Annotated in this window: 13 protein-coding genes; 6 read left to right on the top strand and 7 right to left on the bottom strand. The window is 64.6% G+C overall.

Features of this window, described 5'->3' with window-relative positions; translation table 11 throughout:
• The first annotated feature begins 14 nt into the window (after window positions 1–14).
• Window positions 15–824, top strand: coding sequence for a DUF1295 domain-containing protein (locus tag FXB40_RS10360; protein ID WP_148772102.1), 810 nt, complete (start codon window positions 15–17; stop codon window positions 822–824).
• Window positions 821–1,849, top strand: a complete 1,029-nt coding sequence (locus FXB40_RS10355) for an SAM-dependent methyltransferase (protein ID WP_148772101.1) — start codon at window positions 821–823, stop codon at window positions 1,847–1,849. The genes FXB40_RS10360 and FXB40_RS10355 overlap by 4 nt, the downstream gene beginning before the upstream one ends.
• 210 nt (window positions 1,850–2,059) lie before the next feature.
• Here the strand turns inward: FXB40_RS10355 and FXB40_RS47740 are convergent, their stop codons facing one another.
• Window positions 2,060–2,284 carry a hypothetical protein gene (locus FXB40_RS47740; protein WP_187436764.1) on the bottom strand — a complete coding sequence of 75 codons (225 nt, stop codon included), beginning with the start codon at window positions 2,282–2,284 and terminating at the stop codon, window positions 2,060–2,062.
• A 290-nt stretch (window positions 2,285–2,574) separates the two neighbouring features.
• Between FXB40_RS47740 and FXB40_RS10350 the strand changes: the two genes are divergently transcribed.
• From FXB40_RS10350 to FXB40_RS10335, 4 genes are all read left to right on the top strand, one after another.
• On the top strand, window positions 2,575–3,768 hold the full coding sequence (locus FXB40_RS10350) for an efflux RND transporter periplasmic adaptor subunit (RefSeq protein WP_148772100.1): 1,194 nt from the start codon (window positions 2,575–2,577) through the stop codon (window positions 3,766–3,768).
• A gap of 6 nt (window positions 3,769–3,774) precedes the next feature.
• The gene (locus tag FXB40_RS10345; RefSeq protein WP_148772099.1) at window positions 3,775–6,930 is read left to right on the top strand and encodes a multidrug efflux RND transporter permease subunit; all 3,156 of its coding nucleotides are present in this window, start codon (window positions 3,775–3,777) and stop codon (window positions 6,928–6,930) included.
• Window positions 6,931–7,043: 113 nt separating this feature from the next.
• Complete coding sequence (locus tag FXB40_RS10340) at window positions 7,044–7,295, top strand: hypothetical protein (RefSeq protein ID WP_148772098.1); 252 nt, start codon at window positions 7,044–7,046, stop codon at window positions 7,293–7,295.
• A 194-nt stretch (window positions 7,296–7,489) separates the two neighbouring features.
• Window positions 7,490–8,617 carry an AAA family ATPase gene (locus FXB40_RS10335; RefSeq protein ID WP_148772097.1) on the top strand — a complete coding sequence of 376 codons (1,128 nt, stop codon included), beginning with the start codon at window positions 7,490–7,492 and terminating at the stop codon, window positions 8,615–8,617.
• A 250-nt stretch (window positions 8,618–8,867) separates the two neighbouring features.
• Here the strand turns inward: FXB40_RS10335 and FXB40_RS10330 are convergent, their stop codons facing one another.
• The 6 genes from FXB40_RS10330 to FXB40_RS10305 all read right to left on the bottom strand — a co-directional run bounded on the left by FXB40_RS10330 (window position 8,868) and on the right by FXB40_RS10305 (window position 15,134).
• Window positions 8,868–9,653, bottom strand: a complete 786-nt coding sequence (locus FXB40_RS10330) for an inositol monophosphatase family protein (protein ID WP_148772096.1) — start codon at window positions 9,651–9,653, stop codon at window positions 8,868–8,870.
• Between the two features lie 84 nt (window positions 9,654–9,737).
• Complete coding sequence (locus tag FXB40_RS10325) at window positions 9,738–10,826, bottom strand: tetratricopeptide repeat protein (RefSeq protein ID WP_148772095.1); 1,089 nt, start codon at window positions 10,824–10,826, stop codon at window positions 9,738–9,740.
• Window positions 10,827–10,834: 8 nt separating this feature from the next.
• Window positions 10,835–11,503 (bottom strand): thiamine phosphate synthase, encoded by a 669-nt coding sequence (locus tag FXB40_RS10320; RefSeq protein ID WP_148772094.1) that lies wholly within the window; start codon window positions 11,501–11,503, stop codon window positions 10,835–10,837.
• Window positions 11,504–11,506: 3 nt separating this feature from the next.
• Complete coding sequence (locus FXB40_RS10315) at window positions 11,507–12,532, bottom strand: class I fructose-bisphosphate aldolase (RefSeq protein WP_148772093.1); 1,026 nt, start codon at window positions 12,530–12,532, stop codon at window positions 11,507–11,509.
• Window positions 12,533–12,821: 289 nt separating this feature from the next.
• Window positions 12,822–13,889 (bottom strand): class II fructose-bisphosphate aldolase, encoded by a 1,068-nt coding sequence (gene fba, locus FXB40_RS10310; protein WP_148772092.1) that lies wholly within the window; start codon window positions 13,887–13,889, stop codon window positions 12,822–12,824.
• A gap of 51 nt (window positions 13,890–13,940) precedes the next feature.
• Window positions 13,941–15,134, bottom strand: coding sequence for a phosphoglycerate kinase (locus tag FXB40_RS10305; RefSeq protein ID WP_148772091.1), 1,194 nt, complete (start codon window positions 15,132–15,134; stop codon window positions 13,941–13,943).
• Window positions 15,135–15,192: the final 58 nt, after the last annotated feature.

Here is a 15,192-nt window from a genome sequence, read left to right as displayed (position 1 = left end):
GCTCGGATTTTTGCATGGCGACGTATCTTGCGGGACTGGCGGCCATCGCGCTCTCGCTCGCGGTCCTGATGGCGATCGCCTGGGTTGTACAGCAGCGCACAGGCAATTCCGGCTGGGTCGATGCGATCTGGACCTTTGCGGTCGGGTTGGTCGGCGCGGGCAGCGCCCTGTGGCCGTTCGCGGGCGAGGGGCCCAATGAGCGGCAATGGCTGGTCGCCGGCCTCGTTGCGGTCTGGTCGCTCCGGCTGGGCACCCATATCGCGATCCGCACCACCGGGATTACCGATGACCCCCGCTACGCCGCCTTTGCCGCGGAGTGGGGCCTCAACGCGCCGCGGCGGATGTTCATCTTCCTGCAGAACCAGGCGCTGGGTTCGGTGCCGCTGGTGTTTTCCATTTTTGTCGCCGCGCACGTCCCTGTGCCCGCCTTGCGGATCCAGGACGTCCTGGGTGCCGCGATCCTGCTGATCGGGATCGCGGGCGAGGCGCTGGCGGATGCGCAGCTGCGCCGCTTCCGGCACGACCCCGCCAATCGCGGCAAGGTCTGCGATGCCGGGCTGTGGCGCTGGTCGCGCCATCCCAATTATTTCTTCGAATGGTTCGGTTGGCTCGCTTATCCCGTGATCGGCCTCGCGAGCGGATACCCCTGGGGCTGGGCCAGCCTGCTGGCGCCCATCTTCATGTACTGGATCCTGGTCCACGTCACCGGCATCCCGCCTTTGGAAGCGCAGATGCTGCGATCGCGCGGCGAGCGCTATCGCGCCTATCAATCCCGCACCAGCATGTTCTTTCCAATGCCACCGAGAGAGGGAATGGCCGCATGAGCGTCGTGTCCACGATCATCGGGACTGCCGAACGCGTGCCGCTGCCGGATCTCGTGGTCCGCGCCGCCATCCAGCGCCTGTGCTCGCGCACCGCAACGCGGCTCGCCGCGCACACCGGCGCCGACGATGCCGCCTTCGCCGGACGGATGATGATCAGGCCGATCGCCGAGCACACCGACGCAGCCAACACCCAGCATTACGAAGTGCCGCAAAGCTTCTTCGCGCAGGTGCTGGGCCCGAACCGCAAATACTCGTCCTGCTTCTATAGTAACGATGCGACGACGCTGCGGGAGGCCGAGGAGGAAGCGCTGCGCCAGACCGTCGAGCATGCCGGCCTCGCCGACGGACAGGCCATCCTCGAATTGGGCTGCGGTTGGGGCTCGCTGTCGCTGTGGATCGCGCGGCAATTTCCGCATGCGAAGGTGACGGCTGTGTCGAACTCGCAGTCGCAGCGCGCCTATATCGAGGACATCGCGCAGAGCCGCGGCCTGCTCAACTTACGCGTCGTCACCGCCGACATGAACGTGTTCGCGCCGGAGGGCCAGTTCGACCGCATCGTCTCGGTCGAGATGTTCGAGCACATGATGAACTGGCGCAAGCTGATGACGCGCGTGCGCGCGTGGCTTGCGCCGGAGGGGCGCTTCTTCATGCACATCTTCACCCATCGCGCCGGCTCCTATGCGTTCGACCGCGCCAATCGCGAGGACTGGATCGCGCAGCACTTCTTCACCGGCGGCGTGATGCCGAGCCATCAGCTGATTCGCCAATATGACGATATCTTCGCGATCGAGAAGGAATGGCGCTGGAGCGGCACGCATTATCAACGCACCGCGATCGACTGGCTCGCCAATTTCGATGCGCATCGCGACGCGATCGAAGCCTCCTTGCGCAACGTCTACGGCGACGAGACCTATCTGTGGATGCGGCGCTGGCGCTGGTTCTTTCTCGCCACCGCCGGCCTGTTCGGTTACGCCGACGGATCGGAGTGGGGCGTGAGCCACTACCGGATGAAGGCGGCGGGGTAGGGCGTGCGAATGAATTCCGCGCCGTAGTCCAAGCCTACCTAAGTATGGCGACTTCATACCTGCGCGCGATGGCAGCGACCAGATGTTCGGTGTTACCGATACATCCAGAGTGAAAAGCAACGGAACCGGTCTACGAGCCGGCAGTTGCGGGACAAGGCCGGCGGCGTAGCGCCCATCGGCCTTTCTCCCGATTGAGCCGCGCTTTGCCGCTCAACTGATGCTTACTGACACATCTGGTGCAGCGAGTACGCCATGAGAAACATCGCCGATCTCCTCATGCGGTTTTGGCTGGGAAGCCAGCCCGCGTCCAATACACAGGTTGCGGCTATGGCTGAAAACCGGGATCGATCCAGCATGGCTGATTTTGTCCGCATCCTGCAGGCTTACGATCAAGCCCAGTAGTTCGCTGGATGGGTCGAGCGAAGCGAACCCCATCAAACTCCATCCCCGCAATGACATCGAGCTGACAAGCACGAGCAGTGGCTGCGCCGCCGCGATGTTCTGTCGCAGCGCGCGACGATGGAACCCGACTCACAATCCAGTGAGTCCCCAAAATCAGCCTGAACTCAGCGCGATAGCGCATGTGGCATTGAGCCGCCTGCGAGACGCGTTGCGCCGCAGCAAGTCCATTCTATTTTGATGGCATCAGCCGCGCAGAAATTGTCCAGAACGGGCATTGCGCGAGACGCGTGATCAGTTTCAACAATTTTGGGGCACCCCACTTCATGTCAGGACTTCGAGCGCGATCGGCATGCGTTGCAATGATGCTCGCGGCCTTTGCGCCGCTGCTAGGCGCTTGCGACGAATCCTCCTCCGCCGTCGCCACTGCCCAAACTTCTGAACCCGATGTCAGCGTCGTCACCGTCAAGCCGCAGCCGCGCGCCGTGGTGCGCGAGCTGCCGGGCCGGATCTCGCCGACGCGCGTTGCCGAGGTGCGTCCTCGCGTGTCCGGCATCGTGGTCGAGCGGCTGTTCCGCCAGGGCAGCGAGGTGAAGGCGGGCGATGCGCTGTATCGCATCGATCCGCGCCCGTTCGAGGTCGAGGTGATGGCCAATGACGCGGCGGTCGACAAGGCCGAGGCTGCGCTGATGCAGGCGCAGCAGCAGGCGCGCCGCATCGCGACGCTGACCAGCCAGCGCGCCGCGCCCGAAGCCGAGAACGAAAAGACCATTGCGGCCGAGCGCCAAGCTCAAGCTGAAGTCGAGGGCCGCAAGGCCGACCTCGCGCGCGCAAAGCTCAATCTCGATTATGCCACCGTGCGCGCGCCGATCGACGGCGTGGTCGGTGCGGCCCTCGTCAGCGAGGGCGCGCTCGTGGTGCAGAACGAGACCAATCTTGCGACAGTCCAGCAGCTCGATCCGATCTATGCCGACTTCACCCAGTCGGTGACCGAGCTCAATCAGCTGCGCCGCGCTTTCGAAAGCGGCGACCTCGATCGCATCGAGTCCGATGCCGTCAAGGTGCGCCTCGTGCTCGACGACAACACGATCTATGGACTCGACGGCAAGCTGCTGTTCTCCGAGGCCAAGGTCGATGCGCATACCGGCCAGGTGACGTTGCGCGGCGAGTTCCGCAATCCCAAGCGCGAGCTGTTGCCGGGCATGTATGTCCGCGTCCGCCTCGACCAGGGTCTCGACTCCGACGCCATTGCCGTTCCGCAGCAGGCGGTCCAGCGCAATGGCGGCGGTGGCAGCGAGGTGTTCGTCGTCAAGGACGACAACCGCATCGCGGTGCAGCCGGTGCGCACCGGCTCGGTGCAGGACGGCGTCTGGTTCGTCACCGAAGGCCTGAAGGCCGGCGACAAGGTCGTGGTCGAAGGTTTCCAGAAATTCGCGGCCGGCGACAAGGTCAGGCCGCAATCCTGGTCCGAGGCCGAGGCGAGCGCGGACAACCGCCACGCCCTCAAGGCCGCGCGGTAACGCATCATGGCGAGCTTCTTCATCGACAGGCCGATTTTCGCCTGGGTCGTCGCGCTGTTCATCTGTCTGATCGGCGCGATCTCGGTCCCGCTGTTGCCGATCGCGCAATATCCGATCATCGCGCCGCCCTCGATCTCGATCTCGACGAGTTACCCGGGCGCGTCGCCGGAAAACCTCTACAACAGCGTTACCCGGTTGATCGAGGAGGAGCTCAACGGCGCCTCCGGCATCCTCAATTTCGAATCGACCAGCGATTCGCTCGGCCAGGTCGAGATCATCGCCAATTTCCAGCCGGGCACCGACACCAGCGCGGCATCGGTCGAGGTGCAGAACCGCATCAAGCGCGTCGAGGCACGCCTGCCTCGCGCGGTGATCCAGCAGGGCATTTTGATCGAGGAAGCCTCGAGCGCGGTGCTCCAGATCATCACGCTGAACTCGACCGACGGCAGCCTCGACGAAGTCGGCCTCGGCGACTTCATGATCCGCAACGTGCTCGGCGAAATCCGCCGCATTCCCGGCGTTGGCCGCGCCACGCTCTATTCGACGGAACGTTCGCTACGCGTCTGGGTCGATCCGGCCAAGCTGGTCGGCTATGGGCTGACCGCCGACGACGTCAACAAGGCGATCGCCGCACAGAACGCGCAAGTTGCTTCGGGCAGCATCGGCGCGGAGCCATCGACGGGCAGCCAGCGCACCTCCGCGCTGGTGCTGGTCAAGGGCCAGCTGTCGTCGCCGGATGAATTCGGCGCCATCATCCTGCGCGCCAATGCCGATGGTTCGACCGTGCGGTTGCGGGATGTCGCGCGCGTCGAGGTCGGCGGCCTCAGCTACCAGTTCAACACCCGCCTGAACGGCAAGCCGACCGCCGGTCTCTCCGTGCTGATGTCGCCGACCGGCAATGCGCTGGCGACCGCAAGCGCGGTCGAGGAGAAGATGAAGGAGCTGTCGCGCTTCTTCCCGGCCAACATCTCCTACGAGATCCCCTACAACATCACGCCCGTGGTCGAGGCCTCGATCAAGAAGGTGCTGACGACGCTGGTCGAAGCCGTGGTGCTGGTGTTCGTCGTGATGTTCGTGTTTCTGCAGAACATCCGCTACACCATCATTCCGACCATCGTGGTGCCGGTGGCGCTGCTGGGCGCCTGTACCACGCTGCTGCTCGCCGGCTATTCCATCAACATGCTCTCGATGTTCGGCATGGTGCTCGCGGTCGGCATCCTCGTCGACGACGCCATCGTCGTGGTCGAGAATGTCGAACGCATCATGACCGAGGAGGGCCTGCCGCCGAAGGAAGCGACGCGGAAGGCGATGTCGCAGATCTCGGGCGCCATCATCGGCATCACGCTGGTGCTGATGGCCGTGTTCGTGCCGATGGCGTTCTTCCCGGGCTCGGTCGGCATCATCTACCGCCAGTTCTCGGTGACCATGGTCGCGGCGATCGGCTTCTCCGCCTTCCTGGCGCTGTCGCTGACGCCGGCGCTGTGCGCGACGATTCTGAAGCCTGTCACGGCTGGTCACGGCCATGCCAGGAAGGGCGTGTTCGGCTGGTTCAACCGCATGCTCGAGGGCAGCAAGGAGGGTTACTCCCGCACCGTCGGCTTCTCGCTGAAGCGCACGGGTCGTTTGATGCTGGTCTATGTCGCGCTGCTCGCCGGCCTGTCCTGGGCCTTCGTCAATCTGCCCGGCGGCTTCCTGCCGGTCGACGACCAGGGTTTTGTCACCACCGACGTGCAGACGCCGTCCGACTCGTCCTACGGCCGCACCGAGGCCGTGATCGAAAAGGTCGAAAAATATCTGGCGCAGCGGCCGGGTGTCGACAACGTCACTTTCCTTACCGGCTTCAGCTTCTCAGGTCAGGGCATGAACACCGCGCAGGCCTTTATCACGCTGAAGGACTGGTCGGAGCGCGGGCCGAAGGAATCTGCTGCCGCGATCGTCAACGACATCAACCGCGATCTGTCGTCGTCGATCCGCGATGCCAAGATCTCGGCGCTGCAGCCGCCGCCGATCGACAATCTCGGCAATTCCTCGGGCTTCTCGTTCCGGCTCCAGGACCGCGGCCAGAAGGGCTATCCGGCGCTGATGCGCGCCGCCGACCAGTTGATCGCCGAGGCCAATGCGAGTTCGGTGCTCCAGAAGGTCTATGTCGAGGGCCTGCCCGAGGCGGGCGTGGTCAATCTCGTGATCGACCGAGAGAAGGCCGGCGCGTTCGGCGTCACCTTCGAGGACATCAACAACACCATCTCGACCAATCTCGGCTCGAACTACATCAACGACTTCCCGAACCGCGGCCGCATGCAGCGCGTCGTGGTGCAGGCCGACAGCCGCGACCGCATGAGGACCGAGGACATCCTCAACTACAACGTCAGGAACTCTCACGGCCAGCTGGTGCCGTTCTCCTCCTTTGCGACGGTCGAATGGTCGCGCGGTCCGACGCAGATTGCCGGCTTCAACTACTATCCCGCCGTGCGTATCTCGGGTGAGGCAAAACCCGGCTTCACGTCGGGCGACGCGATCGCCGAGATGGAGAAGCTCGCCGGCAAACTGCCGCGCGGCTTCGGTTACGAATGGACCGGACAGTCGCTCCAGGAAAAGCTGTCGGGCTCGCAGGCGCCGTTCCTGCTCGCGCTCTCCGTGTTCGTGGTGTTCCTGTGTCTTGCCGCACTCTACGAGAGCTGGACCATTCCGCTCGCGGTGCTCTTGACCGTGCCGCTCGGTATCGTCGGCGCTGTGGTCGCGGCGATGCTGCGCGGCCTGCCCAACGACGTCTATTTCACCGTCGGCCTCATCACCATCATCGGCCTCGCGGCCAAGGATGCCATCCTGATCATCGAGTTCGCCAAGGATCTGCGCAAGGAAGGCAAGCCGCTGGTGGAGGCCACCATCGAGGCCTGTCGCCTGCGCTTCCGCCCGATCCTGATGACCGGCCTTGCCTTCATCTGCGGCGTGTTGCCGATGGCGATTGCTCACGGCGCCGGCGGCGCCAGCCAGCAATCGCTCGGCACCGTCGTGATGGGCGGCATGATCGCGGTGGTGATCCTGGCGCTGCTGATGGTGCCGGTGTTCTTCGTCTCGGTGCAGCGCGTGCTGGCGGGTGACCGGGAGAAGGCGGCGGCAAAAGGCGGCGAAGCGTACGGGCCGCCGGCACCGGTGAAGCCATAGGCGCCGACGCACCCGCGCGAATCCTTACGAAAGCTTCACGTTTTCTGACGGAACCGCGCGCGGGCAAATGTGTTTGCCCGCGGGGTTAGGGGTTCCACGGAGAAACCGTCCACATGTTGAAGAAGATCCTTTCCGCTGCCGCTGTCGGCACCGGCGTGCTGATGATGTCGACCTTCACCGCATCGGCGGCGATCGTGTGCCAGGGCCACACCTGCTGGCACACGCAGGAAGCCTATGAGTTTCCGCACGAAGCGGGCGTCGTCGTCCATGAGGACAATTGGAAGTGGGGGCCGCGCGAAAAGTTTGCTTTTAGGGAGCACGAGGGACGCGGCTACTGGCACGGCCGCAAATGGGTGGCGTGGTAATACGCACGATTTGAGACCGGAGGCCGCGATTTGCGGCCTCCCTTTATCGGCGGCATGAGGGCCGGCCACTGACCGCCGGATCGGTCGGCTTGCTTTCTCGGGGTCGTCAATCCAGACTGCATCTCTGGATTGAAAGAGCATGTATTCGCATCGCAGCGCGAATGCACAGCCAACCCGCCGATTGAGAGCATGTGATGCGTCCGACCGACGTTGCGATCTCCAACTATCGCTCCATTCGGCAGCTCTCGATACCCATCCACCCCTTGTCCGTGTTTGTGGGTGAGAATGGTGTCGGCAAATCCAATCTCTACAAGTCCTTGTCACTATTGCGCGACGCGGCAACAGGTCGAATTACGCGCACGATCGCCGAGGAAGGTGGATTGAATTCCGTCTGCTGGTCCGGCCTTCGCAAGCGAGGCGAGGATGGGCGACTGCGTTTGTCGGCCAAGTTCGATCGTCTCAGATATTCCATTGAGCTCGGACATCCCGGCCCGGTTGAGGCGGCATTTTCCGGCGAGCCGATGATCAAGGCTGAAAGTATCGAGACGACACAAGGCAAACGTAAGGTTCAGCTGATGGCGCGAACGAATTCGCTCGTCAGCGTCCGCGGCGAGAGCGGCGCCTGGAACAGCCACAAGGATGCGGTGCTGCCGTCAGAGACGGCGCTTGCGGGTTTTTCCGATGGCAAGGAATGCCCTGAGATCGACCTGATCAGAAACGCGATGCTGGGCTGGCGATTCTATCATGACTTTCGCACCGATCCGGCGTCGCCGATACGAAAGCCGTGTCTGGCGATCACGACGCCCTCGCTCAGTGCCGATGGCACCGATTTGGCTGCCGCCCTGGCGACCCTCTATTCGATTCGGGAAGATGCCACCGACTTGCAGGACGCGATCGAGGATGCATTCCCGGGCGCAGAGCTCCGCGCATGGGAGCAAAATGGCTGGTGTGAATTCGATCTGCAACTGGCGGATATGCCGCGGCCGTTCAGGGCCCACGAATTGTCCGATGGGACGCTGAAATACATCTGCCTGCTCGCAGTATTCATGGGGTATCGGTTGCCGCCCTTCATCGCGCTGAACGAACCGGAGACCAGCCTGCATCCGTCGCTGCTGGCGCCATTGGCGCGGCTGGTCGCCAAGGCGTCACACCGCGCAGACATCTGGATTGTCACGCATTCGGAACAACTGATGGAGGCATTGCGAAGCGAGAGCTCGGTGCCGCCTCGCCGGGTGATCAAGCCGAAAGGCGCCACGACCATCGAGGGCCTGACCATTGGCGGTGAATATCGGGACGAGGAATCCGACGAAGACGACGCTTAAAGCGGAGTGTGTTTTGGTTGAATCGATGCGAACCGAGAGCTCAGGTCACCTCTCCCGTAGGGAGAGGTCGGATCGCATCGAAGATGCGGTCCGGGTGAGGGGTTCTGCTCTCACTGGTTGCCGCAGCCCCTCACCCGGATTGCTACGCAATCCGACCTCTCCCCGTCGGGGAGAGGTGATCCCGGACGCCGATCGAACCTGACTCCATCGTGCTCTGGTCGTTGCGGGTCGAGCCGTCGTCCTACGGCCCCTACTTCCGCAAAATCTTCACCAGCTCGCCGTGCACGAACTCGTTCCCGCACACGACGTCGCCGGTGACCAGGGCATCGCCCGGCGTGCTGATGTCGGTGACGGTCCCGCCGGCTTCGCGCACCATCAGCATACCGGCGGCGATGTCCCAGGATTGCAAATTGCGCTCCCAGTAGCCGTCGAGACGGCCGGCGGCGACGAAGGCCAGGTCGAGGGAGGCGGCGCCGAAGCGGCGGAGGCCTGCGACGCGGTCCTGGATCGCGGTCATCTCGCGGCGGAATTCCTCGTGGTCGCCGCGGCCGATATGGGGCAGGCCGCAGGCCACCACGCATTCGTTGAGCTGGCGGCGGCCGGCCACGCGCAGGCGCTGGTCGTTGAGGAAGACGCCCTTGCCGCGCTCGGCGATGTAGAGCTCGTCATTGGCGGGGTTGTAGATCACGCCGGCGATGATGGTGCCCTCGCGCACGAGACCGATCGAAATCGCGAATTGCGGGATGCCGTGCAGGAAGTTGGTGGTGCCGTCGAGCGGGTCGACGATCCAGGTGTGGCTCTTGTCGGAGCCTTCCCGCGTGCCGCCTTCCTCGCCGATGAAGCCGTAACCGGGCCGCGCCTTGGAGAGGTCCTGGTAGAGGATTTCTTCTGCGCGCTTGTCGGCGAGCGAGACGAAATTGGCCGGCCCCTTCAGCGAGACCTGCAGATGCTCGATCTCGCCGAGATCGCGCTTGAGGCTGCGGCCGGCGCGGCGCGCGGCTTTGACCATGACATTGATAGTGGCGGAATACAGCATGAGCTCTGGTCTTGATCGGGGGGAGCGGCGCGACAGGGCGCCATTTGAGGGGATTGGGTGCCCCGCGAGGGGGCAAACGTCAAGTCATTTGGTCCCGAGCCATTTCTTGGCCGCGGCCTCAGCCTTGGCGCGGTCGTCGGCGGGCAGATCGGACAGCTGCTTGTCGAGCTCCGGATCGCCCTTGCCGGAGGTTTTGGCCACCAGATGCCATTTGAACCCCTCGATCTTGTCCACGGTCGCGCCCACGCCGTTGATCAGGACCCAGGCGAGGCGGTTCTGCGCGATCGCGCTGCCCTGGCGGGACGCCTTGCGCAGCAAGGCCACGGCTGCGGGCTGGTTCTTCGGCGTGCCGGTGCCGTTGAACATGGCGATGGCATATTCGACCTCGGCATCGACATTGTCGGCCAGCGACGCCGCCTGCAGCAGCCGCACCGACCGTTCGGGGTCCTTCGGCACGCCGGTTCCTTCCTTGTAGAAGGTCGCGAGCGCGTATTGCGCCTCGGGCAGGCCGGCATCGGCTGCCTGGCGCAACAGCTCGGCGGAGCGCTTGACGTCCTGCGGCAGGGTTTGCCCGTCCAGATAAAGCAGAGCGAGGTTATAGGCCGCCTTGGGCTCGCCGAGCTTGGCGGCGGAGGCCATCAGCTTCACGGCTTCGCCCTTGTCGACGGGGCCGCCGCGGCCGGAGATGCGCAGCATGGCGAGCGCAAACATCGCCTCGCGGTCGCCGGCATCAGAAGCGCGCTTGTACCATTCGAGCGCCTTGGCGTAGTCGCGCCTGATGCCCATGGCATTGGAGTAGAGCTCGCCCAGCATGGTCATGGCCTTGGCGTCGCCGGTCTTGGCGCGCGCGCTGGCGAGGTCGAAGGCGGTCTTGTACTGGCCGCGCTGATAGGCGCCGAACACCAGATCGACGTTGGAATTGTCGGTCGCAGGCGCCGGGATCACGGTTGCCGGCAGCGTCGGGCTCGGCGAGGCCGACGGCTTTGGCGTGGCCTCCTTCTTCTTGGTGATCGTGTGCGGCGCGACCTTCGGCTTGTCCTTTGCTGGCTCCTTGGACTTCTGCTTTTCGGGCGCAGGGCTCGGGATCGTTGCCGGCGGCGTGATCTGGAGCTGCGCGGCCGCAGGCGCCGCCAGCAGCAGCGTGGTGAGAAGCGTGATGCGTGGGAGCGTCATGACGGGCGCTAGCCCTGGCCCGCGGCAACAGCCGTGAAGGCCCTCTTGATCGCGGCGTCGGCCTCGATAAGTGCGGCCTTTGGCCCGCGCGAATCCGCCCAGACGAGATCGCCGACCAGCACGAAATCGGCGCCGCTGGCGGCGAAATCGTGGGCCTCCTCGAACGAAGTGGCAAAACCGACGCAGGGTGGCTCGAACAGCTCGGCCCACCAGTCCAGCCGCTCGGCAATGGCTTGTGCCGACGGCCGCTGGCCGTTCGCGTCGGGCTCACCGAACAGCAGATAGTCCGCGCCTATCTCGCCCGCATCCATGGAATGGTGCCGCGTCGTCAGTCCGCCGACACCGGCGATGCGATCGGGCTTGAGCGACGGCATCGCCTCTTTCAGTGCGGCGATGCCCGGCAGATGTGCGCCATCGGCGCCGCCGCGCGCGACGATCTCAGGGTGGCCGTCGACGAGCAGGGCCGCGCCCGCGTTCTGCACGATCGGCGCCAGGGCCTTGACCCGCGAGATCATGGTGCGCTGGTCGGTCTCCTTCAACCGCACCAGCACGGCCGCGACATCGGCCGCTGCGAGCAGCGCCGGCAATTCGGCGAGCAGCGAGGCGGGATCATCGACAACAGGCGTCGCGAGATAAAGGCGCGGCGCCGGGCGCGGCGGAGGCGATTTGTTCGACAAGATCTAGGCTGCCTTCTTTTCCAGGCTGCTTTGCCATTCGCCCCTGGAGGCGAGGCCATTCATGCGCGCACGATGACTGAATGCGTTCTGTCCGGCCGCGATGTTCTCGGTCTTGCCCGACCAGGCCTTCTGCGGCGCGGCCTGCAACGCGCGGCCATAGGAGAACGTCAGGCCCCAGGGCAGCGGGCCCAGCCTGTGCATGGCGTTGAGATGCGCGGTCGCCTCTTCGTCCGACTGGCCGCCGGAGAGGAAGGCGATGCCGGGCACTGCCGCGGGCACGCACGCCTTCAGCAGCCGGATCGTCTTCTCCGCGACCTCCTCGACGGAAGCCTGCTTCGCGCATTTCTTGCCTGAGATCGCCATGTTCGGCTTCAGCACCATGCCTTCGAGCGCGACGCGCTGCACCCGCAATTCCTGGAACGTCTTGTTGAGTACGCGCTGCGTGACCTCATAGCAGCGATCGATGTCGTGATCGCCGTCCATCAGCACTTCCGGCTCGACGATCGGCACGATCTGCGCGGCCTGGCACAGCGCGGCATAGCGCGCCAGCGCATGGGCATTGACGCTGATCGCGGTCATCGAGGGGATGCCGCCGCCGATATCGATTACCGCGCGCCATTTGGCGAAGCGCGCGCCGCGTTCGTAGTATTTCGCCAAGCGCTCGGCGAGCTTGTCGAGCCCGACGGTGACTGTTTCGCCGGGGCACATCGGCAGGGCTTGCGTGCCTTCGTCGACCTTGATGCCGGGGATGGCGCCGCTCTGCTCGATCAGCTTGACCAGCGGCGTGCCGTCCTTTGCATCCTGCCAGATCGTCTCGTCATAGAGGATCACGCCCGAGATGTACCGGCTCATGGCTTCCTTGGCGCGGAACAGCATCTCGCGATAGTCGCGGCGGTTGCCTTCGGTCGATTCCACGCCGATCGCGTCGAACCGCTTCTTGATGGTGCCGGAGGATTCGTCGGCGGCAAGAATGCCCTTGCCGGGTGCGACCATGGCGGTCGCGATTCCGTTGAGCTCAGTCAGATTCATCGAGAGTTCCTCCCAAAACGATTCTGCCCTTGCCTGTGAAAATAGACGGTTCTCGGGCAATTGCCGAGTTATCGTTCGTCGGAGGGTAAAAGGGGGGAGGTCGTCGGGTAAAATGGCTCGCCCGGCTGGGCTACCCTTCACCTCGCCCCGCTTGCGGGGAGAGGTCGGTCGCGAAGCGACCGGGTGAGGGGGTACAGGTCTATCGATAGGGGACAACTCGCCGAGAGAGCCCCTCACCCCGACCCTCTCCCCGCGAAGGGCGGGGCGAGGGAGCGATAGAGCGCGGTTCTTACGCCACCTTCGGATCCAGCTCGCCCTTGGCGTAGCGCTTGGCCATGTCGGCGGGGGGCAGGATCTTCTTGAACTTGGAGGCCTGGCCTGCTGTGTTGAACTCCTGGAGCCGCTGCTTGCACAGCTTGACCATGGCTTCCATCGCCGGCTTCAGGTACTTGCGCGGATCGAACTCTTCCGGATTGTCCGTCAGCACCTTGCGGATCTGGCCGGTCATGGCCATGCGGTTGTCGGTGTCGATGTTGATCTTGCGCACGCCGTGCTTGATGCCGCGCTGGATCTCGGCGACCGGCACGCCCCAGGTCGGCTTCATCTTGCCGCCATAGGCGTTGATGATGTCCTGCAGGTCCTGCGGCACCGAGGAGGAGCCGTGCATCACCAGATGCGTGTTCGGCAGCTTGCGGTGGATCTCCTCGATCACGTTCATGGCGAGGATGTCGCCGTCAGGCTTGCGGGTAAACTTGTAGGCGCCGTGTGAGGTGCCCATCGCGATCGCGAGCGCGTCGACCTTGGTCTCCTGGACGAACTTCACGGCCTCGTCGGGATTGGTCAGCAGCTGGTCGTGGCTCAGCTTGCCTTCGGCGCCGTGGCCGTCTTCCTTGTCGCCCATGCCGGTCTCGAGCGAGCCGAGCACGCCGAGCTCACCCTCGACCGAGATACCGCCGAGATGGGCCATGTCGGTCACGGTCTTGGTGACGCCGACATTGTAGGTCCAGTCGCCGGGGGTCTTGCCGTCGGCCTTGAGCGAGCCGTCCATCATCACCGAGGTGAAACCGGCCTGGATCGCGGTCATGCAGGTCGCGGCCTCGTTGCCGTGGTCGAGATGCACGCAGACCGGGATGTGCGGGTAGATCTCGGTCACCGCGTCCATCATGTGCTTGAGCATGACGTCGTTGGCGTAGGAGCGCGCACCGCGCGAGGCCTGGATGATGACGGGCGCGTCGACCTGGTTGGCCGCGTCCATGATCGCCAGCGCCTGCTCCATGTTGTTGATATTGAAGGCCGGGACGCCGTAATCGTTCTCCGCCGCATGGTCGAGCAATTGACGCAACGTGATCCGAGCCATCTGTCTTTTTCTCCGTTCGGGCCCCAGGGCCGTTTGTTTCTTGCCGTCTGATTACTTGATGCGCAGAACTTCGACGCCGGGCAGGGGCTTGCCCTCCATCCATTCAAGAAATGCGCCACCGGCGGTCGAGACATAGGTGAATTGACCTGCCACATGGGCCTGGTTGAGGGCCGCAACGGTGTCGCCGCCGCCCGCGATCGAGATCAGTTTCCTGGCCTTGGTGCGCTCGGCGGCATGCTTGGCGGCCGCCATCGTGCCGCGGTCGAACGGCTGCATCTCGAAGGCGCCGAGCGGTCCGTTCCAGACCAGCGTCGCGGCGTCGTCGATGGCCGCGTGGATGCGCGCGATCGACTGCGGGCCGACGTCGAGGATCATGCCGTCGGCCGGGATCGCATCGAGCCCATAGGCATGCGACGGCGCATTGGCGGCGAAGTGATAGGCGACCGTGGCATCGACGGGGAGAATGATGGCGCAGTTGGCGGCTTCCGCCTTCTCCATGATGCGCAGCGCCGTGGGCGCGAGATCCTTCTCGGCCAGCGACTTGCCGACGCCGACGCCCTGGGCGTGCAGGAAGGTGTTGGCCATGCCGCCGCCGATCACCAGCGCGTCGACCTTGTTGACGAGGTTTTCGAGCAGGTCGATCTTGGTCGAGACCTTTGCGCCGCCGATGATGGCGATGACCGGCTTGGTCGGCGAACCCAGCGCCTTTTCCAGCGCATCGAGCTCGGCCTGCATGGTGCGGCCGGCATAGGCCGGCAGCTTGTGGCCGAGACCTTCGGTCGAGGCATGGGCGCGGTGCGCCGCCGAGAACGCGTCGCTGACCCAGATGTCGCCGAGCTTTGCCAATTCCGCGACGAAGGCCGGATCGTTCTTTTCCTCTTCCTTGTGGAAGCGGGTGTTTTCCAGGCAGAGGATGTCGCCGTCGCTCAGCGCGGCCACGGCCTTGGCCGCGGGCTCGCCGATGCAATCGTCGGCAAACGCGACGGGCTTCTTCACGACCTTCGACAGCGCTTCAGCAACGGGCAGAAGCGAGTCCTTGGCATCGCGGCCCTTCGGCCGGCCGAAATGCGCGAGCAGGATGACCTTGCCGCCCTTGTCGGAGATTTCATTGATGGTCGGCGCGACGCGCTCGAGCCGGGTCGCGTCGCTGACGCGGCCGTTGTCCATGGGCACGTTGAGATCGACGCGCAGCAGCACGCGCTTGCCCTTCACGTCGACGTCGTCGAGGGTGCGGAATTTGGCCATGTCCTGATCACTCGTTGGCTGGCGACGCTATGAACCATCGCGCTCGGGTGGATTGCCT

The sequence above is a fragment of the Bradyrhizobium rifense genome, assembly GCF_008123425.1.
GTDB classification, from domain to species: Bacteria; Pseudomonadota; Alphaproteobacteria; order Rhizobiales; family Xanthobacteraceae; genus Bradyrhizobium; species Bradyrhizobium rifense.
This window is presented reverse-complemented; position numbering and strand designations above follow the sequence as displayed.

Bases quoted from the DNA above. Each gene is read 5' to 3' on its own strand.
- FXB40_RS10355 (WP_148772101.1), top strand. From the start codon at position 821: ATGAGCGTCGTGTCCACGATCATCGGGACTGCCGAACGCGTGCCGCTG.
- FXB40_RS47740 (WP_187436764.1), bottom strand. From the start codon at position 2,284: ATGGGGTTCGCTTCGCTCGACCCATCCAGCGAACTACTGGGCTTGATC.
- FXB40_RS10360 (WP_148772102.1), top strand. From the start codon at position 15: ATGGCGACGTATCTTGCGGGACTGGCGGCCATCGCGCTCTCGCTCGCG.
- FXB40_RS10315 (WP_148772093.1), bottom strand. From the start codon at position 12,532: ATGAATCTGACTGAGCTCAACGGAATCGCGACCGCCATGGTCGCACCC.
- FXB40_RS10340 (WP_148772098.1), top strand. From the start codon at position 7,044: ATGTTGAAGAAGATCCTTTCCGCTGCCGCTGTCGGCACCGGCGTGCTG.
- FXB40_RS10335 (WP_148772097.1), top strand. From the start codon at position 7,490: ATGCGTCCGACCGACGTTGCGATCTCCAACTATCGCTCCATTCGGCAG.
- FXB40_RS10305 (WP_148772091.1), bottom strand. From the start codon at position 15,134: ATGGCCAAATTCCGCACCCTCGACGACGTCGACGTGAAGGGCAAGCGC.
- FXB40_RS10350 (WP_148772100.1), top strand. From the start codon at position 2,575: ATGTCAGGACTTCGAGCGCGATCGGCATGCGTTGCAATGATGCTCGCG.
- FXB40_RS10330 (WP_148772096.1), bottom strand. From the start codon at position 9,653: ATGCTGTATTCCGCCACTATCAATGTCATGGTCAAAGCCGCGCGCCGC.
- FXB40_RS10345 (WP_148772099.1), top strand. From the start codon at position 3,775: ATGGCGAGCTTCTTCATCGACAGGCCGATTTTCGCCTGGGTCGTCGCG.
- FXB40_RS10325 (WP_148772095.1), bottom strand. From the start codon at position 10,826: ATGACGCTCCCACGCATCACGCTTCTCACCACGCTGCTGCTGGCGGCG.
- fba (WP_148772092.1), bottom strand. From the start codon at position 13,889: ATGGCTCGGATCACGTTGCGTCAATTGCTCGACCATGCGGCGGAGAAC.